The sequence below is a fragment of the Streptomyces sp. R35 genome (genome assembly GCF_041053035.1).
Classification (GTDB): domain Bacteria; phylum Actinomycetota; class Actinomycetes; order Streptomycetales; family Streptomycetaceae; genus Streptomyces; species Streptomyces lutosisoli.
Genome location: NZ_CP163440.1, coordinates 5613103 through 5636579, shown reverse-complemented (window position 1 = coordinate 5636579; position 23477 = coordinate 5613103). Strand labels below are relative to the sequence as shown.

Annotated in this window: 20 protein-coding genes and 1 pseudogene; 7 read left to right on the top strand and 14 right to left on the bottom strand. The window is 71.3% G+C overall.

Going from position 1 to position 23477, the window contains the following annotated elements; translation table 11 throughout:
* The first annotated feature begins 348 nt into the window (after window positions 1-348).
* The 3 genes from AB5J50_RS25790 to AB5J50_RS25780 all read left to right on the top strand — a co-directional run bounded on the left by AB5J50_RS25790 (window position 349) and on the right by AB5J50_RS25780 (window position 2734).
* Window positions 349-1014, top strand: a complete 666-nt coding sequence (locus AB5J50_RS25790; protein ID WP_369260662.1) for a response regulator — start codon at window positions 349-351, stop codon at window positions 1012-1014.
* 105 nt (window positions 1015-1119) lie between these two features.
* Entirely contained in the window at window positions 1120-1572 is a 453-nt protein-coding gene (locus AB5J50_RS25785; protein WP_369260661.1) for a pyridoxamine 5'-phosphate oxidase family protein, read from the top strand.
* A gap of 103 nt (window positions 1573-1675) precedes the next feature.
* Window positions 1676-2734 (top strand): phosphotransferase, encoded by a 1059-nt coding sequence (locus AB5J50_RS25780; protein ID WP_369260660.1) that lies wholly within the window; start codon window positions 1676-1678, stop codon window positions 2732-2734.
* A gap of 110 nt (window positions 2735-2844) precedes the next feature.
* Here AB5J50_RS25780 and AB5J50_RS25775 read toward each other — a convergent pair whose 3' ends face one another.
* Window positions 2845-4410 (bottom strand): protein kinase, encoded by a 1566-nt coding sequence (locus AB5J50_RS25775; protein WP_369260659.1) that lies wholly within the window; start codon window positions 4408-4410, stop codon window positions 2845-2847.
* A gap of 305 nt (window positions 4411-4715) precedes the next feature.
* Between AB5J50_RS25775 and AB5J50_RS25770 the strand changes: the two genes are divergently transcribed.
* On the top strand, window positions 4716-6359 hold the full coding sequence (locus tag AB5J50_RS25770) for a protein kinase (protein WP_369260658.1): 1644 nt from the start codon (window positions 4716-4718) through the stop codon (window positions 6357-6359).
* Between the two features lie 68 nt (window positions 6360-6427).
* On the opposite strand, the gene AB5J50_RS25765 is transcribed toward AB5J50_RS25770, so the two are convergent.
* Entirely contained in the window at window positions 6428-6970 is a 543-nt protein-coding gene (locus AB5J50_RS25765; protein ID WP_369260657.1) for a bacterial proteasome activator family protein, read from the bottom strand.
* Window positions 6971-7135: 165 nt separating this feature from the next.
* Here AB5J50_RS25765 and AB5J50_RS25760 point away from each other — a divergent pair, with 165 nt between their 5' ends.
* Window positions 7136-7612, top strand: a complete 477-nt coding sequence (locus AB5J50_RS25760) for a hypothetical protein (RefSeq protein WP_369260656.1) — start codon at window positions 7136-7138, stop codon at window positions 7610-7612.
* A gap of 28 nt (window positions 7613-7640) precedes the next feature.
* On the opposite strand, the gene AB5J50_RS25755 is transcribed toward AB5J50_RS25760, so the two are convergent.
* The 7 genes from AB5J50_RS25755 to pdhA form a co-directional block, all read right to left on the bottom strand.
* Window positions 7641-8621 carry an NAD(P)H-quinone oxidoreductase gene (locus tag AB5J50_RS25755; protein ID WP_369260655.1) on the bottom strand — a complete coding sequence of 327 codons (981 nt, stop codon included), beginning with the start codon at window positions 8619-8621 and terminating at the stop codon, window positions 7641-7643.
* Between the two features lie 70 nt (window positions 8622-8691).
* Window positions 8692-9789 (bottom strand): TrkA family potassium uptake protein, encoded by a 1098-nt coding sequence (locus AB5J50_RS25750; protein WP_369260654.1) that lies wholly within the window; start codon window positions 9787-9789, stop codon window positions 8692-8694.
* 65 nt (window positions 9790-9854) lie between these two features.
* Complete coding sequence (locus tag AB5J50_RS25745; protein ID WP_369260653.1) at window positions 9855-11219, bottom strand: molybdopterin molybdotransferase MoeA; 1365 nt, start codon at window positions 11217-11219, stop codon at window positions 9855-9857.
* Window positions 11219-12187 carry a DUF6457 domain-containing protein gene (locus tag AB5J50_RS25740; protein WP_369260652.1) on the bottom strand — a complete coding sequence of 323 codons (969 nt, stop codon included), beginning with the start codon at window positions 12185-12187 and terminating at the stop codon, window positions 11219-11221. Before AB5J50_RS25740 ends, AB5J50_RS25745 begins: the two co-directional genes overlap by 1 nt.
* 75 nt (window positions 12188-12262) lie before the next feature.
* Complete coding sequence (locus AB5J50_RS25735) at window positions 12263-13639, bottom strand: dihydrolipoamide acetyltransferase family protein (protein WP_369260651.1); 1377 nt, start codon at window positions 13637-13639, stop codon at window positions 12263-12265.
* The gene (locus tag AB5J50_RS25730; RefSeq protein WP_327430137.1) at window positions 13639-14643 is read right to left on the bottom strand and encodes an alpha-ketoacid dehydrogenase subunit beta; all 1005 of its coding nucleotides are present in this window, start codon (window positions 14641-14643) and stop codon (window positions 13639-13641) included. Before AB5J50_RS25730 ends, AB5J50_RS25735 begins: the two co-directional genes overlap by 1 nt.
* Window positions 14640-15800: a pyruvate dehydrogenase (acetyl-transferring) E1 component subunit alpha gene (pdhA, locus tag AB5J50_RS25725; RefSeq protein ID WP_369260650.1), complete on the bottom strand. Its 1161-nt coding sequence runs from the start codon at window positions 15798-15800 to the stop codon at window positions 14640-14642. Before pdhA ends, AB5J50_RS25730 begins: the two co-directional genes overlap by 4 nt.
* Window positions 15801-15975: 175 nt before the next feature.
* On the opposite strand from pdhA, the gene AB5J50_RS25720 reads away from it, so the two are divergent.
* Window positions 15976-16476 (top strand): Lrp/AsnC family transcriptional regulator, encoded by a 501-nt coding sequence (locus tag AB5J50_RS25720; protein WP_327430135.1) that lies wholly within the window; start codon window positions 15976-15978, stop codon window positions 16474-16476.
* Window positions 16477-16524: 48 nt separating this feature from the next.
* On the opposite strand, the gene AB5J50_RS25715 is transcribed toward AB5J50_RS25720, so the two are convergent.
* Together AB5J50_RS25715 and AB5J50_RS25710 are read right to left on the bottom strand one after the other, a co-directional pair.
* On the bottom strand, window positions 16525-17115 hold the full coding sequence (locus AB5J50_RS25715) for a TetR/AcrR family transcriptional regulator (protein WP_369260649.1): 591 nt from the start codon (window positions 17113-17115) through the stop codon (window positions 16525-16527).
* On the bottom strand, window positions 17112-18626 hold the full coding sequence (locus AB5J50_RS25710) for a 3-hydroxyacyl-CoA dehydrogenase (protein ID WP_369260648.1): 1515 nt from the start codon (window positions 18624-18626) through the stop codon (window positions 17112-17114). Before AB5J50_RS25710 ends, AB5J50_RS25715 begins: the two co-directional genes overlap by 4 nt.
* Window positions 18627-18773: 147 nt before the next feature.
* Here AB5J50_RS25710 and paaN point away from each other — a divergent pair, with 147 nt between their 5' ends.
* On the top strand, window positions 18774-20480 hold the full coding sequence (gene paaN, locus AB5J50_RS25705; protein WP_369260647.1) for a phenylacetic acid degradation protein PaaN: 1707 nt from the start codon (window positions 18774-18776) through the stop codon (window positions 20478-20480).
* Window positions 20481-20484: 4 nt separating this feature from the next.
* On the opposite strand, the gene AB5J50_RS25700 is transcribed toward paaN, so the two are convergent.
* The 3 genes and pseudogenes from AB5J50_RS25700 to AB5J50_RS25690 all read right to left on the bottom strand — a co-directional run bounded on the left by AB5J50_RS25700 (window position 20485) and on the right by AB5J50_RS25690 (window position 23327).
* Window positions 20485-21234 (bottom strand): TrmH family RNA methyltransferase, encoded by a 750-nt coding sequence (locus tag AB5J50_RS25700; protein WP_369260646.1) that lies wholly within the window; start codon window positions 21232-21234, stop codon window positions 20485-20487.
* On the bottom strand, window positions 21231-22463 hold the full coding sequence (locus tag AB5J50_RS25695; protein WP_369260645.1) for an HTTM domain-containing protein: 1233 nt from the start codon (window positions 22461-22463) through the stop codon (window positions 21231-21233). The genes AB5J50_RS25700 and AB5J50_RS25695 overlap by 4 nt, the downstream gene beginning before the upstream one ends.
* Window positions 22460-23327 (bottom strand): annotated as a pseudogene (locus AB5J50_RS25690) (DUF5819 family protein). The gene AB5J50_RS25695 and the pseudogene AB5J50_RS25690 overlap by 4 nt, the downstream one beginning before the upstream one ends.
* Window positions 23328-23477: the final 150 nt, after the last annotated feature.

Sequence of the window (23477 nt, the reverse complement as noted above, 5' to 3'; positions counted from 1 at the left end):
CCGGGTAACCAGTGCGGCTCGCCTATTCCCGGTACCCGTGCACGGGGTGGGTGCCACTCGGCCGGGAACAGGCGTGACAGGTGCCCCGGCGAGCGCCCTGCAACAGCCACGTTACCCAGTGCTTCACAATTCTGTGAAACCCCTCCTGACCTGCGATTTTGCTGGGAAGTCCAAGTACTTTCAAACTTGGATTTCCTACTAAATCAAGTCGGTCGGGAACTACCGCTGGTCACAGCACTGGTTACAGCCTTGCAGGGGGCCGGAACACCGGCACGTTATCCCGGCCACCCCGCGCTCGGGAAGAGTTCACCTGGAGCAGTGCCCATGATCGTGTGTGACACTGACAGCGTGCATCAAAAAGGGAAAATCACCGTATTTCTCCTGGACGATCACGAGGTGGTCCGTCGCGGAGTCCACGAGCTGCTCTCGGTGGAGGACGACATCGAGGTGGTCGGCGAGGCCGGCACGGCGGCCGACGCCCTGGTGCGGATTCCGGCCACCCGCCCGGACGTCGCCGTCCTCGACGTACGGCTCCCGGACGGCAGCGGTGTGGAGGTCTGCCGCGAGATCCGGTCCCAGGACGAGTCCGTCAAGTGCCTGATGCTGACCTCGTACTCCGACGACGAGGCCCTCTTCGACGCGATCATGGCGGGCGCCTCGGGCTATGTCCTCAAGGCCATCCGCGGCGCTGAACTGCTCTCCGCCGTACGGGACGTCGCCGCCGGAAAGTCCCTGCTCGACCCGGTGGCCACCGCCCGCGTCCTGGAGCGGCTGCGCGACGGCGGCGGCGCCAAGAGCGACGACAAGCTGGCGCACCTCACCGAGCAGGAGCGCAAGATCCTGGACCTGATCGGCGAGGGGCTCACCAATCGCGTGATCGGGGAGCGGCTGCACCTCGCCGAGAAAACGATCAAGAATTACGTGTCGAGTCTGCTGTCCAAGCTGGGAATGGAACGGCGTTCCCAGGCGGCGGCGTATGTGGCGCGGATGCAGGCGCAACAGCAGAGCCGCTGAACGGCAGCGCCAATCCGCGCGGTGTCTTATTCGGGACTTATGGCCCCTCTTCGAGGGGCGGGTGCCTCTTTTTCCGCGCCCCCCGGTTACCGGAGATTGGGTGGCATGCCCACCGACGAACGGACCGCGGACAAGCGGTCCGCCGACGAACAGCTCGCCGTGGAACTGATCGGCCGCACCGATTACGGCCGGGTGGCCACGAGCATGCGCGCGTTGCCCTTCCTCGCATTCGCCCGCCACATCGTGGTCGACGGCCGCGTGCTGCTGCGGATGCCTCGCAACTGCGGATACCACCGCGCCTGCGCCGGCAGCGTCGTCGCGTACGGCACCGACAACCTGAGCTCCGCGCGGCCGGGCGAGAGCGTGTGGTCCGTGCAGATCGTGGGCCAGTGCGAGAGCGTCGAGCCGACCGCGGCCGAACTGGAACTCTTCGGTCCCGCGCCGCGCCTCGTGGACGGCGAGCCCTTCGAGCCGGTCTATCTGGGCATCGATCCGCAGTTCTCCACCGTGCACTCCACGGACGGTGGCCTGGAACGGCAGTTCCAGCACATCCTGTGACCCCCATGTGATCGAAGACGACTGTCTGTGACAAACGCGAGGTCAGAGGCCCGGCTCGTGCCCTAGCATCTGGCGCGTGCCGCGCTCATCTGTACCACCCCCTATGCCTCACGCGCCCCCTCTGGGCGCCCTCCTCCGCCAGTACGCCGCCGGGTCCGCGCTGACCTGCGAACCCGTCGAGCAGGGGCTGCTCAACCGCGGCTATCGCCTGCGCACCACCCGCGGCCGGTACTTCCTCAAGCACCACTTCGACCCGGAGACCGCCGACCCCGCCGCGATCGCCCGCCAGCACCGGGCGACCCAGCGCCTGGCCGACCTCGGCGTCCCGGTCGCCCCGCCGCTGACCGGCACCGACGGTCGTACCGTCGCCGTCGTCGGGGGCCACGCGTACGCGCTGCACCCGTGGATCGACGGACGGCACCGGCACGGCGGCCAGCTCAGCACGGAGCAGTGCGCGCGCCTGGGGGCGCTCCTGGGCGTCGTCCACGCGAGCCTGGAGCGGGTGATGCCGGCGGAGGGACGAACGGCGGCGAAACCGGCCGCCGGCGCCGAGCGTGCGGAAACCGCCGCGCCGACGGAGGGTGCCGATCCCGCCCGGGGCGCCGACCCCGCCGACACCTTCGCGCTCATCGACCGCCTGCTCGCCCAGGTACGCCGCCACCGCCCCTCCGACGCCTTCGACGAGCTGGCCAGGCACCGGCTCCTGGAACGGCGCGCCCTCCTGGAGCGGCACGCCGACCGCCGGCCCCCGCAGGGCGGCTCGGAGGGCTGGGTGCACGGCGACTTCCACCCGTTCAACCTGCTCTACCGCGACGGCGAGCCGGCCGCGATCGTCGACTGGGACCGGCTGGGCATCCACCCGCGCGCGGAGGAGGCCGTACGCGCCGCGGTGATCTTCTTCGTACGCCCCCTCGGCACGCTCGACCTGACGAAAGTACGGGCCTACGCGCGCGCGTACCGGCGTACCGCGGGCGCCACCCCCTCCGAACTCACGGCCGCCGTGCACCGCGTGTGGTGGGAGCGGCTGAACGACTTCTGGATACTGCGCTGGCACTACGAGCGCGGGGACACCCGCGCCGATCCGCAGTTCCCGGCGGCCTCGGCGCTGGCGGTGTGGTGGACGCGGGAGTACGAGTCGGTGTGCGAGGCGTTCGCGGGCTGAGAGGCATGGGCGGCCGAAATGAAAACACCCTCCACGTGTGCATGGAGGGTGTTTTCGATCAGACGTGATCAGCTGCCTGACCGCGTCTGATCAGACGCGGTCGGCCGCGGTCAGGGGCCCTCGCCCGCGCCGGCGACGGTGCCGCCCGTGCCGGGATCGGTCGGGTCCGCCGTCGTCGGTTCCGCCGTCGGCGTCGTCGGATCGTCCGTCGGCTCCGGGGTGGTCGGCGTCGTGTCGGTCGGCTCGTCCGTCGGGTCGTCCGTCGGCTGCGTGGGTTCGCTCTGCGACGGCGTGTACGACGGCGTGTACTCCCCGGTGCCACTGGTGCTGGTCGAGTCGTCCGTGGAGGTGTCCGTGGACTCGTCGGTCGCCTCGTCGCTGGGCGTCTCGCTGGACTGGTTGTCGTCGGTGGTCTTCGAGGTGGTCGGCGACTGCGTCGTACCGTTTCCGCCACCGCTGTTGTTGCCGGTGTTGTGGAGCGCGAGCGCGACACCCGCCGCGATCGCGATCACCGCGAGGACCGCCAGTATCCACAGCTTGCCGCTGCCGCTGCCCTTGTTGCCGTGCCCCTCGAAGCCGCCGTCGTCCCCGCCGCCGTACGGAGGGAGTATCGGCGCCGGGATCTGCGAGGTGCCGGAGTCATGGGGGTGCGGCAGCGCGGTGGTGCCCGCGAAGCCGCCCGCCGGGGTGTGCAGACCCTCGTGCATGGTGACCGGGCCGGTGTTCCAGGTGCCGGTGTGCCCGCCCTGGTCGTACAGCATCTGCAGCCCGTACTGGACGAGCCCGCGCATCTCCTCGGCGGTCTGGAACCGGTCGTCCGGCTCCTTCGCGAGCGAGCGCATGACGAGCCCGTCGAGCTCCGGCGGCACCGAGCCGGAGACCTGGGACGGGGGCATCGGGATGTCCTGGACGTGCTGGTAGACCACCGACAGCGGCGTCTCGCCGGTGAACGGGGGCCGCAGCGCGAGGAGTTCGTAGAGCAGGCAGCCGGTCGCGTACAGGTCGGAGCGGTGGTCGACGGCCTTGCCGAGGGCCTGCTCCGGGGAGAGGTACTGCGGCGTGCCCATGACCATGCCGGTCTGGGTCATCGTCGACTGCGCGCCGTGCAGGGCGCGCGCGATGCCGAAGTCCATCACCTTCACGGCACCGGTGTGCGTGATGATCACGTTCGCCGGCTTGATGTCGCGGTGCACGATGCCGTGCTGGTGCGAGTAGGCGAGCGCCTCGAGCACTCCGGAGACGATGATCAGCGCCTGCTCGGGCCCGGGGGCCTCGGCGTTGAGCAGCAGATCGCGGATCGTGCGGCCCTCGACGAGCTCCATCACGATGTACGGGACGACGCCGTGGCCGACCACGTCCTCGCCGGAGTCGTACACGGCGACGACGGCGTGGTGGTTGAGCCCGGCGACCGACTGGGCCTCGCGCGTGAAGCGGGCCTTGGAGACCGGGTCCTCGGCCAGGTCGGAACGGAGCAGCTTGACCGCGACGGTGCGCCCGAGGCGTACGTCCTCGGCCGCGAACACCTCGGCCATGCCGCCCCGGCCGAGTCGGTGGGTCAGCCGGTACCGGCCGTCCCCCACAAGTCCGCCGTTACCCCACATCTCCGGCGCATCTGACATACCGCCGCCAGTCGCCTCGGGGTCGGACGGGCCCTGAGCGCGCTGCTGCTGTGCCATCAGTCCTCGCCGTCGTTTCTGCCCGCGGTCTGCGCGGTGGTTGTTACGGTCTCCGTCGGGCCACGCTACAGGCTCGGCGCAAGGCGCCGGTCCGAGATGGACGTGAGATGGACCGGCCATCAAACCCGCCACAGGGGCACGCGTGCAAATTCTGTGTGCCACCCGCACGGCACCTGTAACGCTTCCGCGACGCTTCTTTCGCAGACGGTCACGGAACGGGCACCGAGCTTGACGTGTCAGTGCCCTCGGGCAGACTTGGCCGGGAATAGCCACATCGATCACACAGGCCGCGGGGGACGCAGAAGATGAGCCAGGACGGCGCACAGGGCCGGTACGCGGGGCGTGCGGTGGCCGGCGGCCGCTACCAGCTGCGTGATCTGCTCGGCGAGGGCGGCATGGCCTCGGTGCATCTCGCCTACGACTCGGTCCTCGACCGCCAGGTCGCGATCAAGACGCTGCACACCGAGCTCGGCCGCGAGCAGGCCTTCCGCGAGCGCTTCCGCCGCGAGGCCCAGTCGGTGGCGAAGCTCACCCACACGAACATCGTCTCGGTCTTCGACACCGGCGAGGACGACCTCGACGGCATGACGACGCCCTACATCGTCATGGAGTACGTCGAGGGCCGCCCGCTCGGCTCCGTGCTCGACCAGGACATCGCGCAGTACGGCGCCATGCCCGCCGACAAGGCGCTGAAGATCACCGCGGATGTGCTGGCGGCCCTGGAGATCAGCCACGAGATGGGCCTGGTCCACCGGGACATCAAGCCGGGCAACGTGATGATGACGAAGCGCAGCGTCGTCAAGGTGATGGACTTCGGCATCGCCCGCGCCATGCAGTCCGGTGTCACCTCGATGACGCAGACCGGCATGGTCGTCGGCACCCCGCAGTACCTCTCCCCGGAGCAGGCGCTCGGCCGCGGCGTGGACGCCAGGTCCGACCTGTACTCCGTCGGCATCATGCTGTTCCAGCTGGTCACCGGGCGGCTGCCGTTCGAGGCGGACTCGCCGCTGGCCATCGCGTACGCGCATGTCCAGGAGGAGCCGGTCGCGCCCTCCTCGATCAACCGTTCACTGCCGCCGGCGGTGGACGCGCTGGTCGCCCGCGCGCTGAAGAAGAACCCGAACGAGCGTTTCCCGAGCGCCGAGATCATGCGCGACGAGTGCCTGCGCGTGGCCCAGTCGTTCCAGGCCGCCGCGCCGAGCATCGTGGCGGGCGCCCAGACGTCGAGCGGCGCGGGCGTCGGCTCCGCCGTCTTCCCGCCCGTCGAACAGGGCACTCCGGCCCCGGGCCCCGTACAGACGCCGTACCAGCCGGGTCCGTACGGCACGCCGACCCCGGCGCCCTCCCAGACTCCGGCCCCGGCGTACGGCTATCCGCAGCAGGGCGGCTACCAGACGCCGCCGCAGACCGCCGCGTACGCCCCGCAGCAGGGCATGTCGACCCCGCCGCCGTACAACCTGACGCCCCAGCCCGCGGCGCCCGTCTCGGGCGGCTCCGGTGGGCGCAAGAGCAACAAGGGAGTCGTCATCGGGTCGATCGTCGTCGCGCTCGTCGCGATCGGCGGCCTGATCACCGCTCTCACCCTGAACGGCGGCAGCGACGACAACAAGGGCGGCACCGACGCCAGCACGTCACCGACCGCGACCGTGGTGGCGGGGCACCGGGGGCCGGACACGTCGAAGACGATCGAGACGGACGAGTGCACGGACCCGGTGGAGTCGTACAACGACGAGAAGAAGATCCAAGTCCCGAATTTTCAGTTCAAGTACATCAAGTCCGTCAAATCCTGCTTCCAGGCTGCCGGGTGGCAGATGAAGATCAAGTATGTCGACGAGAACACTTACGGCGAGGGCGCAGTCATGGACCAGTTCCCCTCCGCAGGCACGGACGTCGACCCGAAGGACATGCCCGAGATCGAGCTCAGCGTCTCGACCGGCGACCCGTCCTGAGCAGCTGACACACGAGACGGGCCCGGCACCTGAGTGCCGGGCCCGTCTCGTCCGTGAGGTGTCCGCGGCTACAGGTACGGTCCGCCCACGCGGCCGCCCGCCCGGGGGTCCTCGTCGCCGTCGGCGCCGCCGACGCCCGGCGGGAGGGCGCGGCGCATCGACTCCAGCTGGGCCCTGGCCGCCATCTGCTGAGCGAACAGGGTCGTCTGGATCCCGTGGAAGAGTCCCTCGAGCCAGCCCACCAACTGGGCCTGCGCGATCCGCAGTTCGGAGTCGCTGGGGATCACTTCATCCGTGAAGGGCAGGGAGAGCCGCTCCAGTTCCTCGACGAGTTCGGGGGCCAGGCCGTCCTCCAGCTCCTTCACGGAGCTCGCGTGGATCTCCTTGAGCCGGACGCGGCTGGCCTCGTCCAGAGGTGCGGCGCGCACCTCCTCCAGCAGCTGCTTGATCATGCTGCCGATGCGCATCACCTTGGCGGGCTGTTCCACCATCTCAGTCACCGGGACCTCGCGGGAGTCCTCGTCTCCGGTGCCGCCGAGAGCCATACCGTCCTGGCCAACGACCAGGATCTGAGGGTTCTCCGGCGACCTTTCGTTCCTCGGCATCTCCATGCCGCCATTCTCTCGCACCCGTACACCACACCACGGTGGTGCCCCCCGTACAGGGTGATCCACCCTGTACGTCCCTCCGGCGGCGGCCGGGATGCCGGGACAAACGGCACATGTGAGGCTTGTCCCGTTGATCACGGGACTCCTCACCGGGAGGGGGTCACCGGCGTGACTCCATCACTCAGCAAATTGCGTACGACGGGACTGATACTGGTCCTGATAACCGGCGCCGGCCCTCCGGCGTACGCCGCCGCGCGCGCCCCGTACGCCGCCCCGCCCGCACCGTCCGCCGATGCCTCCCGCGCGGGAAGCCTCCCCGGCGAGGGACGCGCTCGGCCCGGGCGCGCCGAGCCCACGGCGCCGGACAACCCGGACGCCGTTGACGAGGGGGGACTCATTGACGAGGGGGACGAGGGGGATGCGGAGGCGACACAAGCCGCCCCCGACCCCGCCGTCCCGGACCGCTCGGAGGCGAGCGCCGCCGCCGAGCCGTCGGGGGACGCGGTCCCCGTCCAGCAGAACGTGATCGGGCCGGCGCCCACCCCTGAACCGGACCTCCAGATCCTGCCCCTAGGAAGCGGGCTGATCCTGATCGGCCTGGGCCTGGGGCTGGCCTTCGTCGCCCTGCGGGTACGGCGCCGCTGAGCGGCACGTCGCCGCCCATAGAGGGGCGCTACGGCGCGACGAGCAGCACCTTTCCGATGTGGCCGCTCTCCTCCAGGACCCGGTGGCCCGCCGCCGCGTCGCTCATCGGCAGCTCGCGGTCGACGACCGGGCGTACGTGGCCGGAGTCGATCAGCGGCCACACATGCTCACGTACGGCCGCGACGATCGTCGTCTTCTCGTCGAGCGGGCGGGCGCGCAGCGAGGTCGCGCTGATGGCCGCACGCTTGTTGAGGAGGGTGGCGATGTTCAGCTCGCCCTTGATGCCGCCCTGCATACCGATGATCGCGAGCCGTCCGTTGACGGCGAGGGCCTGGACGTTCCGGTCCAGGTACTTGGCGCCCATGTTGTCGAGGATGACGTCCGCGCCGGCGCCGCCCGTGGCCTGCTTGATCTCCTCGACGAAATCCTGCTCGCGGTAGTTGATCAGGATGTCGGCGCCCAGCTCGGCGCAGAAGTCGAGCTTCTCCTTGGTGCCCGCGGTGACCGCGACCTTCGCGCCGACGGCCTTCGCCAGCTGGATCGCCATGGTGCCGATGCCGCTGGAGCCGCCGTGCACGAGCAGGGTCTCGCCGGGCCGCAGATGCGACACCATGAAGACGTTCGACCAGACGGTGCAGGTCACCTCGGGCAGCGCGGCCGCCTGCCTGACGTCCAGGCCCGCAGGCACGGGCAGCAGCTGCCCGGCCGGAACGGCGACCTTCTCGGCGTACCCACCGCCCGCGAGCAGCGCGCACACCTCGTCACCGACCGCCCACCCCGACACACCGGGCCCGGTCTCGACGATCCGCCCCGAGCATTCGAGACCGGGGTACGGCGACGCGCCGGGCGGCGGGTTGTAGAGGCCCTGCCGTTGCAGCAGATCGGCGCGGTTGACGGCGCTGGCCACCACCTCGACGAGCACTTCGCCCTCGCCGGGCACGGGGTCCGGGACCTCGTCCCACACCAGCGCCTCGGGCCCACCAGGTTCAGGAATCGTGATCGCGTACATGAGGGGGACGCTACTCCTGAGGGGTGCGGCCCCGTCCTGTGGGAGGGGCTGCTTCTGCGGCTTTCTCTTGCTAGTCCTGGGGCAGTGGCCGGGTGTCCGGGGCCACCTGTGTGCCGGGGGTGATGCGCACGATCGTGATGAGCCGGTCCGTCAGCTGGAGTGTCCCGACGGCCGGATCGTCGTAGCCGAGCACCCGATGGCCTCGTACGACACTCACCACCAGGTCGTCCGTCTCGCGTACGCCCTTGCCGACCTCGGCCTTTATGACCGTCCGTTCGACGATGTCGAGCCCGCTGCCCTGCTGGATGAGGTCTTCCATGACCATGCCCGCGGCGGGGCTGAGCACGGAGAGCCCGAGCAGTCGCCCGGCGGCACTGGCGCTGGTGATGACGGCGTCGGCGCCGGACTGCTTGAGCAGCGGCGCGTTCTCCTCCTCCCGTACGGCGGCGACGATCTTCGCCGCACGGTTGAGCTGCCGGGCGGTCAGCGTGACCAGCACAGCGGTGTCGTCGCGCTGGGTGGCGATGATGATCTGCCGCGCCTTGCGCACCTCGGCCCGCATCAGCACATCGCTGCGCGTCGCGTCCCCGACGACGCCCGCATACCCTTCGGCCGCTGCCGCCTCGACCACCTTGGAGCTGGGGTCGACGACCACGACCTGTTCCTTCTTCAGCCCGGTCGCGCAGACGGTCTCGATGGCCGACCGCCCCTTGGTCCCGAAGCCGACAACGACGGTGTGATCCCTCAAGGCCGCCCTCCAGCGGTTCAGCCGCCATTCCTCCCGGGTGCGTTCCGTGAGGACTTCGAGCGTGGTGCCGACCAGGATGATCAGGAACAGCACGCGCAGTGGCGTGATGACGAAGATGTTGGTGATCCGGGCGGCGTCGCTGACCGGGGTGATGTCGCCGTATCCGGTGGTGGAGAGGGTGACGGTCGCGTAGTAGAAGGCGTCGAGCAGGTCGACGGAGCCGTCCGAGTTGTCGTTGTAGCCGTCGTGGTCGACCCAGACGATGAGCGCGGTGACAACGAGCACCAGCAGCGCGATCGCCAGCCGCTTGCCGACCTGAAGGATCGGGCGTTCCACGACTTTCTTCGGGAGGTTCACCCGATGGGTCACGAGATGTTCGTCCGCTTGGCGGGCGATCGCGTCATGGCCCGGAAGTTTCACGTGAAACACACCCCGTTCGGATTCATCCGACCCGCATCTTCATCCGACCCGCACCCCGTTCAAGATCATGTGAAGCAGACGTCGATCCCTGCGGTGGCCCAAGGCAGATCGAGGAGTTCCAGCTCCTGCCCCGCCCGCGCACCACCCGGCGGTACGACCGCGAGCGCGTCGGACGCCGCGATGCCCCGCAGCATCGCCGGGCCGTTGTAGTGCAGCGGCACCGCCCGGTCGGCGCGCAGCGTGACGGGGATGAGCCGGGTGTCGTACGGGTGCCCGTGCACGGCCTCGTTGAGGGGCAGCGTGTACGGCTCCGGGGCCGGGCGTCCGGCGAGGATGCGCAGCAGCGGCTCGGCGAGCGTGAGCAGGCCGGAGACGGCGGCCAGGGGGTTGCCGGGCAGGCCGACGAGGTGCTGGTTCTCCTTGGTGCGGGCCAGCAGCATCGGGTGCCCCGGGCGGACCTTGACGCCGTCCACGAGGAGTTCGGCGCCGATGCGGCGCAGGGTGGGGTGCACATGGTCGACGGGGCCCGCCGCGGTGCCGCCGGTGGTGACGATCAGGTCGGCGTCGGAGCCGGTGATCGCCTTGTGCAGCGCCTTGGCGTCGTCGCGGAGCCTGCGCACCGCGACGACCTCGGCGCCGAGCGCGCGCAGCCACGGAGGCAGCATCGGACCGAGCGCGTCCCGGATGAGCCCGTCCTGGGGCAGGCCCTCGGTGAGCAACTCGTCGCCGAGGACGAGGACTTCGGCGCGCGGGCGGGGGACGGCGGCAAGGGTGTCGTACCCGGCGGCCGCGGCGAGGCCCAGCACGGCGGGGGTGACCAGCGCGCCGGCCGGCAGCAGCTGGTCGCCGATGCGGCACTCCTGCCCTCGCGGGCGGATGTCCTGCCCGTGCACGACCTCCCGGATGGCGTGCAGCCGCCCCTTGTCGTCGATGAGTCCGTGCTCGCTGCGCAGTACGGCGGTGACGTCCTGCGGGATGCGCGCCCCGGTGGCGATCCGCACCGCCTCGCCGTCGGTGAGCGCCGCCGGCTCCGCGTGCCCGGCGAGCACCCCTTCCTCCCGTACCTCCCAGGGTCCGGGTCCCGAGACCGCCCAGCCGTCCATCGCGGAGGTGTCGAAGGAGGGGAGGTCCGTGAGCGCGGCGAGGGGGGCGGCGAGGACGAGGCCGAGGGAGGCGTCGAGGGGTACGGAGACAGGGGCCCGGCGTGGCACGGAACGGGCGGCCCGCCCGGCGACGACGCGCGCCTCGGGCCAGGGGGTGGCCTGGTGATGGGCGTGGGCGGCCCGGCGGCCCTGCTGCCCGGCTCCGGGCGCGGGCACGGAACGGCCCTCGGGGGCGGGCGCGCCGTCTTCCTTGACCAAGGCGAGGGCCTCCTCGAAGTCGAAGTCCTCGGCGTCCTGGCTGTCCCGGGTACCGCGGGCGGCGGTCATCAGGCGTCCGGCTTGGCGTCGGGGGCGTCCTCGTCGGCCCAGCGGAGCGCCAGCTCCGTGGCCTTGCGGGAGGCCTCGGCCACGGCTTCCGGGCCGCCGCCCGCCCGCGCGGCCGCGTACCCCACGAGGAACGTGGTCAGCGGCGCGGCGGGCCGGGCCACACCGTGCGCGGCGTCGCGGGCCAGATCGAGCAGGATGCCGGTGTCGACGTCCAGGTCGATGCCCAACTCGTCCTTGACTGCGGAAATCCATTCATCCAACACGTGCCCATGCTCCCTGATACGTGCCCGGGCGGCGGCGATGTCGTCCCAGGTGTCGCAGTCGAAGGACGCGACGGGGTCGGAGATGCGGGTGAGGCCGAGCGCGGCGGTGAGCCGTCGCAGCGGCAGCCCGGTGAGTGCGCCGTGCGCGGCGGTGAGCACGGCCAGCTCCCGGCGCAGGGCTTTTGCACGGTACGCGGCCACAAGGGGCTGATCGCGGCCGTCGGGGTCGGTGAGCAGCACGCCGTCGGGTGTCGCCGGCTCCCCCGGGGACCCGCTCCGCCGGGGCCGAAGGGGGATCAGCAGGCGCCGTACCGTCCCCTCGTCCAGGAACGGCAGGTCGGCCGAGAGCACGACGACGTACTCCGCGGTGGTGTGCCGCAGCCCGGCGTCGAGCGCGGCGAGCGGTCCTCCGCCGGGCGGGTCCTCGCGGGCCCACCGCACAGGGCGTGTGGTCGCCCTGGGCTCGGCCACGACCACCGTGGTGCCGGCGTCGGCGCATGCGGTCAGCACCCGGTCGAGCAGCGCCCGGCCGCCCACGCGTACGCCGGGCTTGTCCGCGCCGCCCAGCCGCCGTGCGGCACCGCCCGCGAGCACGACGGCGTCGTACGGGACATCGGCGCCGGGGATGCCCGACGGCTCGGGGCTGCCCGGCGACCCGGGCGTGCCGGATGACTCCGGCGCACCCGGTGGCTCGTACGCGGTCATCCCCCGAGTATGGGCGTCCGAAGGATCATTGCCACCCCCGCGCACAGCATGTGGACGGGGATGGCGCCGCCGGGGCTAGAGCGTCCGCAGCAGTACCGCCGGATGTTCCACGCAGTCCGCCACATAGCGCAGGAAGCCGCCCGCCGTGCCGCCGTCGCACACCCGGTGGTCGAAGGTGAGCGAGAGCTGCACGACCTGGCGCACCGCGAGCTCGCCCTCGTGCACCCAGGGCTTGGGGATGATCCGGCCGACGCCGAGCATGGCCGCCTCGGGGTGGTTGATGATCGGCGTGGAGCCGTCGACGCCGAACACCCCGTAGTTGTTCAGCGTGAAGGTGCCGCCGGTGAGTTCCGCGGGCGTCAGCCTCCCGGTCCGCGCCGCCTCGGTCAGCCGGGCGAACTCCGCGCTCAGTCCCTCCGCGTCCCGCGCGTGCGCGTCCCGTACGACCGGTACGACGAGTCCCCGCTCGGTCTGCGCCGCGAAGCCCAGGTGCACCTGGTCGAGCTGTACGACCTCGCGGGCGTCCATGTCGACGGTCGAGTTGAGCTCGGGGAAGCGGGCCAGCGCCGCGGTGCAGATCCGGGCGAGCAGCGCGAGCAGGGAGATCTTCGGGTCGCCCGCCGCATTCATCGCCGCGCGCGCCCGCATGAGCTCCGTCGCGTCGGCGTCCACCCAGCACGTCGCGTCGGGTATCTCGCGACGGCTGCGGGAGAGCTTGTCGGCGACGGCACCGCGGACGCCGCGCAGGGGGACACGGAGGCCGTGCGCGGGCGACGGCGCCGTCGTCGGCACGGGGGCGGGCGCGGGCACGGGCGGGCGCGGCTGCCCGGCCGCCGCACGCAACGCGTACTCGACATCCGCCCGCAGGATCAGACCGTCGGGCCCGGAGCCCTCCAACTCCCGCAGATCCACGCCGTTCTCCCGGGCGAGCCTGCGCACGAGCGGGGAGATGACGGGCACGGGACCTTCGGCATACGGCCGTACGCCGATGCTCTCGACGCCGCCGCGCCCGGTCCCGGTCCCCGCGGGCACGGTGGCCGCGGGGCGGTCCTCGCCCGCGGGCGGACCCGTCGGCCGCCGTACCGGAGCCGCTCCGGTGGGCGGCCGCACCCTTCTGCGCCGCGCCGGAGGCGCCCCCGTGCCGTACCCCACCAGCACATTGCCGGATCCCTCGTCGTCCGCGGCACCCTCGATGGAGGACGCCGGTGCGCCCACGGCGACGGTCAGCAGCGGTGCCCCCACGGGCAGTTCCGTGCCCTCCTCGCCGAAGCGGGCGGTGACCACGCCCCCGTAGGGGCAGGGGACCTCGACCATCGCCTTGGCGGTCTCGACCTCGACGACGAGCTGGTCGACGGCGACGACGTCACCGACCTCCACCAGCCAGCGGACGATCTCCGCCTCGGTGAGGCCCTCCCCGAGGTCGGGGAGCTTGAACTCCAACACCTGGGCCATCAGCTGTCCGCCTCCCACTGCAGACGCCCCACGGCGTCCAGAATCCGGTCGACACCGGGCAGATGGTGCCGCTCCAGCATCGGCGGCGGATACGGGATGTCGAACCCGGCGACGCGCAGCACCGGCGCCTCCAGGTGGTGGAAGCAGCGCTCGGTGACGCGGGCCGCGATCTCCCCGCCCGGGCCGCCGAAGGAGCCCGACTCGTGCACGACGACCGCACGCCCGGTCCGCCGCACCGATGCCGACACCGTCTCGTCGTCGAACGGCACCAGGGAGCGCAGATCGACGACTTCGAGGTCCCAGCCCTCGGCCCGCGCCGCCTCGGCGGCTTCGAGGCAGACGGGCACGGACGGCCCGTACGTGATGAGTGTGGCGCTCCTGCCCGAGCGCCGCACCACCGCGCGGCCTATCGGTTCAACGGCCGGCGGCTCGTCCGGGTTCCAGGAATCCTTCGACCAGTACAGCCGCTTGGGCTCCAGGAAGACGACAGGGTCGTCGGAGGCGATGGAGGCGCGCAGCAGCCCGTAGGCGTCGGCGACCGTCGCGGGCGTGACGACATGGAGCCCCGGAGTCGCCATGTAGTACGCCTCGGAGGAGTCGCTGTGGTGCTCGACGCCGCCGATGCCGCCGCCGTAGGGGACACGGATGGTGATGGGGAGCGGCATGGCGCCGCGCGTGCGGTTGCGCATCCTGGCGACATGGCTGATCAGCTGCTCGAACGCGGGGTACGCGAAAGCGTCGAACTGCATCTCCACGACCGGCCTGAGGCCGTACATGGCCATGCCGACGGCCGTCCCGAGGATGCCCGCCTCGGCGAGCGGCGTGTCCGTGCAGCGGTCCTCGCCGAACTCCTTGGCGAGTCCGTCGGTGACGCGGAAGACGCCGCCGAGGGTGCCGACGTCCTCGCCCATGACGTGGACGCTCGGGTCGTCGGCCATGGCGTCGCGCATCGCGCGCCCGAGGGCCTGCGCCATGGTGGCCGGCTTGAGGGCAACGGTGGTCATCGCCCGGCTCCTTCCGGCCCGTGGTGCTGCGGACCGTCCGCCGCCGCGTCCAGTTCCGCCCTCAACTGGGTCTCCTGCTCAAGTAGTTGAGTAGTGGGCTGGGCATACACATGGGCGAACAGATCCATGGGGTCGAGCACCGGGTCCTGGTTCATGCGCTCGCGCAGATCGGCGGCCATCGTCTCGGCGTCCTCGCGCGCGGTCCGTATGGTCTCGTCGTCGAGCAGGCCGCGTTCGGTCAACTCGTGCTCCAGGAGCGCGATCGGGTCGTGCGCGCGCCAGGTCTCGACCTCGGCGTCGCCGCGGTAGCGGGTGGCGTCGTCGGCGTTGGTGTGGGCCTCGATGCGGTACGTGACGGCTTCGACGAGCGTCGGACCGCCGCCCGCGCGCGCGTGGGCGATGGCTTCGCTCAGGACCTGGTGCACGGCGGCGGCGTCGTTGCCGTCCACCAGACGGCCCGGCATCCCGTAGCCGACGGCCTTGTGGGCCAGCGACGGGGCGGCGGTCTGCTTGGCGAGCGGGACGGAGATGGCGAAGCCGTTGTTCTGGACGAGGAAGACGACCGGGGCCTGCCAGACGGCGGCGAAGTTCAGCGCCTCGTGGAAGTCGCCCTCGCTGGTGCCGCCGTCGCCGACCAGGGCGAGAGCGACCACGTCGTCGCCCTTGAGGCGGGCGGCGTGCGCGAGGCCCACGGCGTGCGGGAGCTGGGTGGCGAGGGGGGTGCACAGGGGCGCGATGCGGTGCTCGCGGGGGTCGTACCCGGTGTGCCAGTCGCCGCGCAGGAGCGTGAGCGCCTGGACGGGGTCGAGGCCCCGGGCGACGGCCGCGAGGGTGTCGCGGTAGCTGGGGAAGAGCCAGTCACGGTCTTCCAGGACCAGCGCGGCGGCGACCTCGCAGGCCTCCTGGCCGGTGCTGGAGGGGTACACGGCGAGGCGGCCCTGCTTGGTGAGGGCGGTGGCCTGCGTGTTGTAGCGGCGGCCTCTCACCAGTTCCGCGTACAGACGGCGCAGCAGTCCCGGGTCGACCTTCGCTGCTGCCTCGGTGCCGAGGACGCGGTACGGCAGCGCGTCGGGCAGCAGCGGCGCGGGGTCGGTACGGGGCTGCCAGGCGGGCGGCGGCGTGGGCCGGTAAGCGCCTCGCTGCTCCATGACCGTCATGACGGCACCTCCTCGTGGGAGACGGCTTTGGACGCGTCACGGGTGTGAGGCGCCTCACCTACCGATTGTTCGGTCGTCGGCACATTTTGGCTACAGACCCCTCCAAGCTGTGGACAAACGGTTCTGCACAGCCTGAGATGGACGCAGTACGTCCATGGTAGGGAGGCGGGGGGACATGGCACCTGAACAAATGGCCGAGCCGCCGGAGGCCGGCCGGGTGCAGCCGCCCGCCCGCCCGCTCGACGCCATCGATCAGGACATCCTGCAGATGCTCCAGGCGGACGGCCGCGCCTCGATACGGTCCGTCGCCGAACGGGTCCATGTGTCACGGGCCAACGCCTACGCGCGGATCAACCGCCTCATCGAGGACGGCGTGATCCGCGGCTTCGGGGCGCGCGTCGACCACGAGCGCGCCGGACAGGGCACCTCGGCGTACATCACCCTCAAGATCGTGCAGAACTCCTGGCGCACGGTCCGCGAGCAGCTGAGGGTGCTCCCCGGCGCCTCCCACATCGCCCTGGTGGGCGGCGACTTCGACGTACTGCTCCTGGTGCACACGCCGGACAACAAGGCACTGCGCGAGCTGGTGCTCACCCGCCTCCAGGCCATCCCGGAGGTGCTCAGCACACGGACACTGCTGGTGTTCGAGGAGGAGGACCTGGAGCCGGAGGGCTAGGGGCCCTCAGCCCCCTGAACCCGCCGAGCCCGCCGAGCCCGCCGAGACTCAGTGCTCGCTGCGCAGCCCCGAGAACACCAGCTGCACCACGGCGTCGGCCACTTCGCGCGCGCCCATGCCCCGCCCGTCAGGCCGGTACCACTCCACGATCGAGTTGATCATCCCGAAGACCAGCCGGGTCGCGAGCCGGACCTCCACATCGCCGCGTACGTCCCCGTCGGCGGCCGCGGCCTTCAGGAGCTCGGCGACCTGGTGGTCGAAGTCGCGGCGGCGCTCCAGGGCCCAGCGCTCGGTGTCGGTGTTGCCCCGCACCCGCAGCAGCAGCGTCACGTACGGCAGTTCGGCGGTGAGCACCTCGACCATGCGCCGTACGACGTACTCCAGGCGCTCCTCGGCACGCCCCACGCGCGCGTGCTCCTCGCCGAGGATCTCGAAGAGACCGTCGAGGGCCCGGCTGACCGCGCGGTGCAGGAGTTCCTCCTTGCCCGCGACGTGGTGGTATATCGACGACTTGGAGATGCCGGCCGCCTTGGAGAGGTGCTCCATGGAGGTGCCGTCGTAGCCGCGCTCGTTGAAGACCTGGACGGCGACGGAGAGCAGGGTCTCCGGGGTGTAGGTGTCGCGCTTGGCCGTGGTCATGAGGTGCCCTCCCGCTTGTCGGCGGCGTGCCCGTGGCGGTACAGCGCCAGGGAGGGCGCGTACCGGCCGGAGGGCTCGCGCAGATGCAGCTCCTCCAGGAGGTCGTGCGCCCAGATCTTGCCGAGCCTGCGACACCATTCGAAGGGGCCCAGCGGGTAGTTGACGCCGAGCCGCATCGCCGTGTCGATGTCCTCCTCGGTGGCCACCCCCTTGGCGACGGCGTCGTGCGCCAGGTCGACGATCCGGGCCACCGTCCGGGCGACGATCATGCCGGGGGCGTCCCCGATGACGCTGACGTCCTTGCCGAGCGCCTGGAAGAGCCCGATGGCCTCGGCGACGGTCTGGGGCGCGGTGTCCTGCGAGGCGGACAGCGCGATACGGGTCGCCCTGCGGTAGTCGAGCGCCAGGTCGAAGTAGACGACGTCGCGGAACTCGACCGAGGTCTGGCCGTCCGCGAGGGCCAGCTGGCCTCCGCTGGGCAGCACCAGGCGGGTGCCGTGGTCCTCCTCGTCCTCACGGACCTGGATGCCCGCCTCGCGGATCAGGGCGAGCAGTTCGGAGGCCGGGCCCAGATCGCCCTCGACGACGACGTACGCGGGCGGCTGCGACTTCTCCGCGGTGTGCGGCTCGGAACGCTCGGCGTCGTCCCCGTAGTCGTACCAGCCGTGTCCCGTCTTGCGGCCGAGCCGGCCGGACTCGACGAGACGTCGCTGGGCGAGCGAGGGCGTGAAGCGCACGTCCTGGAAGAAGGACCGCCACACGGAGTGCGTGACGGACTCGTTGACGTCCTGGCCGATCAGGTCGGTCAGCTCGAACGCGCCCATCCTGAATCCGCCGGACTCACGCAGGATCGCGTCGATGGTGGCCGGGTCGGCGGCCTGCGACTCGTACACCGCGAAGGCCTCGGCGTAGAAGGGCCGGGCGAGGCGGTTGACGATGAAACCGGGGGTGTCGGCGCAGGCGACCGGGGTCTTCCCCCAGGCGCGTGCCGTCTCGTACGCGCGCGTGGCCGACGAGAAGTCGCTCGCGTGCCCGGAGACGACCTCCACGAGGGGCAGCAGCGGAGCGGGGTTGAAGAAGTGCAGTCCGACCAGGCGGCCGGGGTTGCGCAGGGCCCCGCCGATGGCCGTGACGGACAGCGAGGAGGTGTTGGTGGCGAGCAGGCAGTCGTCCTCGACGATGTCCTCGAGTTCGCGGAACAGCCGCTGTTTCACGTCGAGCTGTTCGAGCACCGCCTCGATGACGAGCCCGCAGTCCGCGAGGTCGGCGAGGCTCCCGGCGGGCAGGAGCCGGGCGCGCGCGGCGTCCCGGTCGGCACCGGTGAGCCGGTCCTTCTCGACGAGCCGGTCGAGACGGGCGCCGATCGCCTCGGCCGCCGCGTCGGTACGCCCGGCGACCGCGTCGTAGAGCCGCACCGGGTGGCCCGCTACCAGCGCGACCTGGGCGATGCCCTGGCCCATGGTGCCGGTGCCGACGACGGCCACGGGGCTGTTGAGGTCGAGTGCTGTCATGTGCGCGATCCTCCCGCACGGGGTTTTCCACAGATGCGGCGGACCCCCTTGTCCCGACCGATCGTTCGGTTACTCTAACTCTGACTGTCCGTTCCTGCCCAGCTCGGAGCTCAACGAAGAGCTCTTGAGACGAGGAGTTGGTCCCTGATGGCCGCCGAACTCACCGCCCACCATCTGATCGCCCAGCACCGGCCCACCCTCGACCAGGCGCTGGAAGCAATCCGCACGCGCGCGTACTGGTCCCCGCACCCCGAGCACCCCAAGGCCTACGGAGAGAACGGCAGCCTGGGCATGGCCGAGGGCAAGGCCGCCTTCGACGCCCTCCTCGGCACCCGCCTCGACCTCGGCCAGCCCGGCACGGACGACTGGGTCGGCGGCGAGGTGTCGCCGTACGGGATCGACGTAGGCGTCACGTACCCGCACGCGGACCTCGACGTGCTGCTGCCCGCCATGAAGGCCGGGCAGCGGGCCTGGCGCGACGCGGGCGCGGAGACGCGCGCCGTCATCTGTCTGGAGATCCTCAAGCGGATCAGCGACCGCACCCACGAGTTCGCGCACGCGGTCATGCACACCAGCGGCCAGGCCTTCATGATGGCCTTCCAGGCGGGCGGCCCGCACGCGCAGGACCGCGGCCTGGAAGCAGTGGCGTACGCGTACGTGGAGCAGGTCCGCACCCCCGACACCGCCGAGTGGACCAAGCCCCAGGGCAAGCGCGACCCGCTCGCGCTCACCAAGCAGTTCACGCCCGTCCCGCGCGGCATCGCACTGATGATCGGCTGCAACACCTTCCCGACGTGGAACGGCTACCCGGGCCTGTTCGCCTCCCTCGCCACCGGCAACGCCGTCCTGGTCAAGCCCCACCCGCGCGCGGTGCTGCCGCTCGCGCTGACCGTCCAGATCGCGCGCGAGGTGCTCGCCGAGGCGGGCTTCGACCCGAACCTGGTGGCGCTGGCCGCCGAGCGCCCCGGCGAAGGCATCGCCAAGACCCTGGCCGTACGGCCCGAGATCCGGATCATCGACTACACGGGCTCCACGGCGTTCGGCGACTGGCTGGAGACCCACGCCCGCCAGGCGCAGGTCTACACCGAGAAGGCCGGCGTCAACACGGTGATCGTGGAGTCGACGGGCGACTACAAGGGGATGCTGTCCAACCTGGCCTTCTCCCTGTCCCTGTACAGCGGCCAGATGTGCACGACCCCGCAGAACCTGCTGATCCCCCGCGACGGCATCCGCACGGACGAGGGCCCCAAGTCCTTCGACGAGGTGGCCGCCGACCTCGCGAAGTCGGTCGGCGGACTCCTCGGCGACGACGCCCGGGCCAACGCGCTTCTCGGCGCCATCGTGAACCCGGACGTGAAGGCCCGACTGGAGGCCGCCGCCGGGCTCGGTGAAGTCGCCCTCCCCTCGCGGGAGATCAGCAACCCCGAGTTCCCGAACGCCGTGGTGCGTACGCCGGTGATCGTGAAGCTCGACGGCGCCCGGAAGTACTGGGAGGGGGCCGACGACGAGGCCGCCTACCTCAGCGAGTGCTTCGGCCCCGTCTCCTTCGCCGTCGCGGTCGACTCGGCCGCCGACGCCGTGGAACTGCTGCGCCGCACCATCCGGGACAAGGGCGCGATGACCGTCGGCGCGTACACCACCGACGAGGAGGTCGAGCAGGCCGTGCGGGAGGCCTGCCTGGAGGAGTGCGCCCAGCTCTCCCTGAACCTCACCGGCGGGGTGTACGTCAACCAGACGGCGGCCTTCTCCGACTTCCACGGCTCCGGCGGCAACCCGGCCGCCAACGCCGCACTGTGCGACGGCGCGTTCGTCGCCAACCGCTTCCGGGTGGTGGAGGTGCGCAGCGAGGCGTAACCGCCTACGCCGGTGCGCTCCCGGTCGCACTCCAGTGGAACAGCGTCATCGCCACACTGGTCGCGAGGTTGTAGCTGGAGACCTGGGGGCGCATCGGCAGCGACACCAAGTGGTCGGCGCGGGCGCGGAGTTCGGGGGACAGACCACTGCGCTCGGAGCCGAAGGCGAGCACGGCGTCGTCGGGGAGCTTCAGCCCGCGGATGTCCTCGCCCTCCGGGTCGAGCGCGAACACCGGGCCCGGCGGCAGCTCGGCCACCGTCAGCCGCTCCACAGCGGTCGCGAAGTGCAGACCCGCCCCGCCGCGGACGACCGTGGGATGCCAGGGGTCGAGCGTGCCCGTCATGACCACGCCGGTCGCGCCGAAGCCCGCGGCGAGCCGGATCACAGCGCCCGCGTTGCCCAGGTTGCGGGGGTTGTCGAGGACGACGACGGGCGCGGTGCGCGGGGTGCGGGCCAGCGTCTCCAGGTTGGCGGCACGTGAGGGACGTACGGCCAGGGCGGCGACCGCCGTGGGGTGCGGGCGGGGGACGAGCGCCTTCAGCGTCGCCTCCGGCACCTCCTCCAGGAGTCCGTCGAGGGCGTCGCGTACGTCGGGAGCCAGCTCGTCGGCCAGTTCCAGAGTCGCTCGCCGGTCGGTCGTGACGGCCACCTGGATACGGGCCTGGAAGCGCACCGCGTGCTTGAGGGCGTGAAAGCCGTCGAGCAGGACGGAGGCGTCGGCGCACTGATGCCAGGCACGTACCGGGTCGTTCATGCCGTGAAGCCTACGTGCGCCTGCTCGGTCTGTTCCGGAGTCCCGGGCTGCGGCTCGCGCGGCCCCGGCACCGTACGGCCGTCGCGTCTGAGCAGCACTCCACGCGCGCGCGTGGCCCATCCGCCGAGACGGTGCAGGAAGGACGTCGGCAGGAACACCGCGTCGGCGGCGATCATCGCGAGCGAGAAGAACGGCAGCCCGAGGACCACGGCGATCACGGCGTGCTCGGTCATCATGCCCGCCAGCAGCACGTTCTTGACCCGCCGGTTGAACAGGGTGAAGGGGAAGGCGACCTGCGCGATGACCGTCCCGTACGTCACCAGCATCACGATCGTGCCGTGCGCGGACATCAGGTCGGACAGGGCGGGCCAGGGCGAGAAATAGTCCAGGTGGAGCGGGTAGTAGACGGCGGTGCCGTCCTGCCAGCGCGAGCCCTGGATCTTGTACCAGCCGGCGGTCGCGTAGATCAGACACGCCTCGGCCATGATCACGAACAGGGCCGCGTTGTGCACGACGTTGGCGACGACGTCCAGCAGGATCCGCGGCTCCCGGGTGCGCGCTACCCGGCCCACGGCCCACCACAGGCCCTGCACCGCCCACAGGCCCCAGAAGACCGTGAACCAGCCGCCCAGCCAGCCGGCGTCGATCCGGCCCGCGCCCGTCGCCGCCGCCAGCACGACCCCGATCACACCCCACAGGGCGGGGCCGACCCGGTCGGGCCCATTCCGCTCGCCACGCGCGCGTGCCTCCCGCGCGAGCCGGGCCCGCCGCGCGTCCAGGGACCAGACCTGACCGCAGCGGGTGAGCACCAGGTAGATCGACATCAGATGGATGACGTTGTCGCCGCCGTCCCCCATGAAGATGCTGCGGTTCTGCAGGGACAGCACGCCGACCATGAAGAGCACGGACATCGCACGGGTCCGCCAGCCCAGCAGCAGCGCGCCGCTCGACAGCACGGCGAGGGCGTAGACGATCTCGAACCACACCTGGCTGTCCGACCACATCAGGACCGTGAAGGCGTGGTTGCTCGCGGTGAGCTGCTGGGCAAGGTCCCAGCTCCACGGACCGTCGGGCCCGTACATCTCCTGGCGGTGCGGGAACTCGCGCAACAGGAACAGCAGCCAGGTGGCGGCGAAGCCGATGCGGACCACCGCGGCCTGGTACGGGCCGAGGGCGGTCTCGGTGACGCGGGTGATGCCGCGCGAGACCGACAGGGCGAATCGGCTCATCGCGCGCTCGCCTCCGTCAGTCCGTCCTCGCGGTCGCTCTCGGGCACCGGCCACCAGGGCAGCTCGCGGACCATGGGCTTGTCGGACACCTGCTCCTCGCTCCACTTGGGGGGCGGCACGTTGGTGGTACGGGAGCGGACCTGGACGCGTTCGACGACGGCGCCCTTGCCACCCGCGTGCTCGCGGGCGACGCCCAGCACGGCGACCCGGCGCAGATAGCGTTCGGAGAGGTCACCGCGCAGGCCCACGGGACGGTTCTGGCTGTCATGCGCACTCGCGTAGAAGTCCCAGGCGCGGCGCAGTTCGTTCTGCTGGGTGTGGCTCGGCAGCGGATTGCCGTCGATGAGCCGGCCGTCGCGCGCCGACAGGTCGTACCAGCCGGTCTCGCGGCTGGTGCCGTCCGGGGTACGGACCAGGGCGCGGACCTGCACCGCGACGTTCTGCTGCAGGGGGTTGGGGGCGAAGAGCTTCCAGTTCTGCTCGAACTCGGGGTAGATCCATTCGTCGATCGCCTTGCCGTGCTGCTTGGTGACCGTGTTCGAGGGCGCGACGTGCAGGAACACCATCCCGAGGTGCACACAGGCGGCGACCGCGACGACGGCGAGGGCGAGAGCGGCGGCGATCTGGTAGCGAAGGGAGAGGGCGGCTATGCCGGTGGGGGCGGGGAGGGGGGGGTGTCGGGGGCGGGGACGAGGACGGGGACGAGGGCTGGGGCTGGGGCTGGGGCGGGCTCGGTTCCGGATTCGGGTCCTGGCCCTGCTCCTGGTCCGGATTCGGCTTCGGATTCGGACGTGACCGGCTCGGATGCGCGCGCCTCGGGCACCGAACCGTCCCGCACCGCACCGTCAGGCATCGAGCCGGCACGCGTGGACTCGGTGGGCTCGGTGGGCTCGGCGGGCTCGGCGGGCTCGGACACGGCAGGCGTAGAAGCGCCAGGCCCGTCCGGACCTGGCCCCGTCTTCCCACTCTCGTCGTACGCGTCCATTCCGCCCCGATTCACGATCCCGAATCCGA

What these genes read in the sequence shown, in the direction of transcription:
- AB5J50_RS25730 (WP_327430137.1), bottom strand. Translation starts at nt 14,643, where the DNA reads ATGACCACCGTTGCCCTCAAGCCGGCCACCATGGCGCAGGCCCTCGGG.
- AB5J50_RS25740 (WP_369260652.1), bottom strand. Translation starts at nt 12,187, where the DNA reads ATGACCGCGTACGAGCCACCGGGTGCGCCGGAGTCATCCGGCACGCCC.
- AB5J50_RS25755 (WP_369260655.1), bottom strand. Translation starts at nt 8,621, where the DNA reads ATGTACGCGATCACGATTCCTGAACCTGGTGGGCCCGAGGCGCTGGTG.
- paaN (WP_369260647.1), top strand. Translation starts at nt 18,774, where the DNA reads ATGGCCGCCGAACTCACCGCCCACCATCTGATCGCCCAGCACCGGCCC.
- AB5J50_RS25770 (WP_369260658.1), top strand. Translation starts at nt 4,716, where the DNA reads ATGAGCCAGGACGGCGCACAGGGCCGGTACGCGGGGCGTGCGGTGGCC.
- AB5J50_RS25775 (WP_369260659.1), bottom strand. Translation starts at nt 4,410, where the DNA reads ATGGCACAGCAGCAGCGCGCTCAGGGCCCGTCCGACCCCGAGGCGACT.
- AB5J50_RS25700 (WP_369260646.1), bottom strand. Translation starts at nt 21,234, where the DNA reads ATGAACGACCCGGTACGTGCCTGGCATCAGTGCGCCGACGCCTCCGTC.
- AB5J50_RS25715 (WP_369260649.1), bottom strand. Translation starts at nt 17,115, where the DNA reads ATGACCACGGCCAAGCGCGACACCTACACCCCGGAGACCCTGCTCTCC.
- AB5J50_RS25745 (WP_369260653.1), bottom strand. Translation starts at nt 11,219, where the DNA reads ATGACCGCCGCCCGCGGTACCCGGGACAGCCAGGACGCCGAGGACTTC.
- AB5J50_RS25780 (WP_369260660.1), top strand. Translation starts at nt 1,676, where the DNA reads ATGCCTCACGCGCCCCCTCTGGGCGCCCTCCTCCGCCAGTACGCCGCC.
- AB5J50_RS25765 (WP_369260657.1), bottom strand. Translation starts at nt 6,970, where the DNA reads ATGGAGATGCCGAGGAACGAAAGGTCGCCGGAGAACCCTCAGATCCTG.
- pdhA (WP_369260650.1), bottom strand. Translation starts at nt 15,800, where the DNA reads ATGACGGTCATGGAGCAGCGAGGCGCTTACCGGCCCACGCCGCCGCCC.
- AB5J50_RS25695 (WP_369260645.1), bottom strand. Translation starts at nt 22,463, where the DNA reads ATGAGCCGATTCGCCCTGTCGGTCTCGCGCGGCATCACCCGCGTCACC.
- AB5J50_RS25735 (WP_369260651.1), bottom strand. Translation starts at nt 13,639, where the DNA reads ATGGCCCAGGTGTTGGAGTTCAAGCTCCCCGACCTCGGGGAGGGCCTC.
- AB5J50_RS25710 (WP_369260648.1), bottom strand. Translation starts at nt 18,626, where the DNA reads ATGACAGCACTCGACCTCAACAGCCCCGTGGCCGTCGTCGGCACCGGC.
- AB5J50_RS25720 (WP_327430135.1), top strand. Translation starts at nt 15,976, where the DNA reads ATGGCACCTGAACAAATGGCCGAGCCGCCGGAGGCCGGCCGGGTGCAG.
- AB5J50_RS25785 (WP_369260661.1), top strand. Translation starts at nt 1,120, where the DNA reads ATGCCCACCGACGAACGGACCGCGGACAAGCGGTCCGCCGACGAACAG.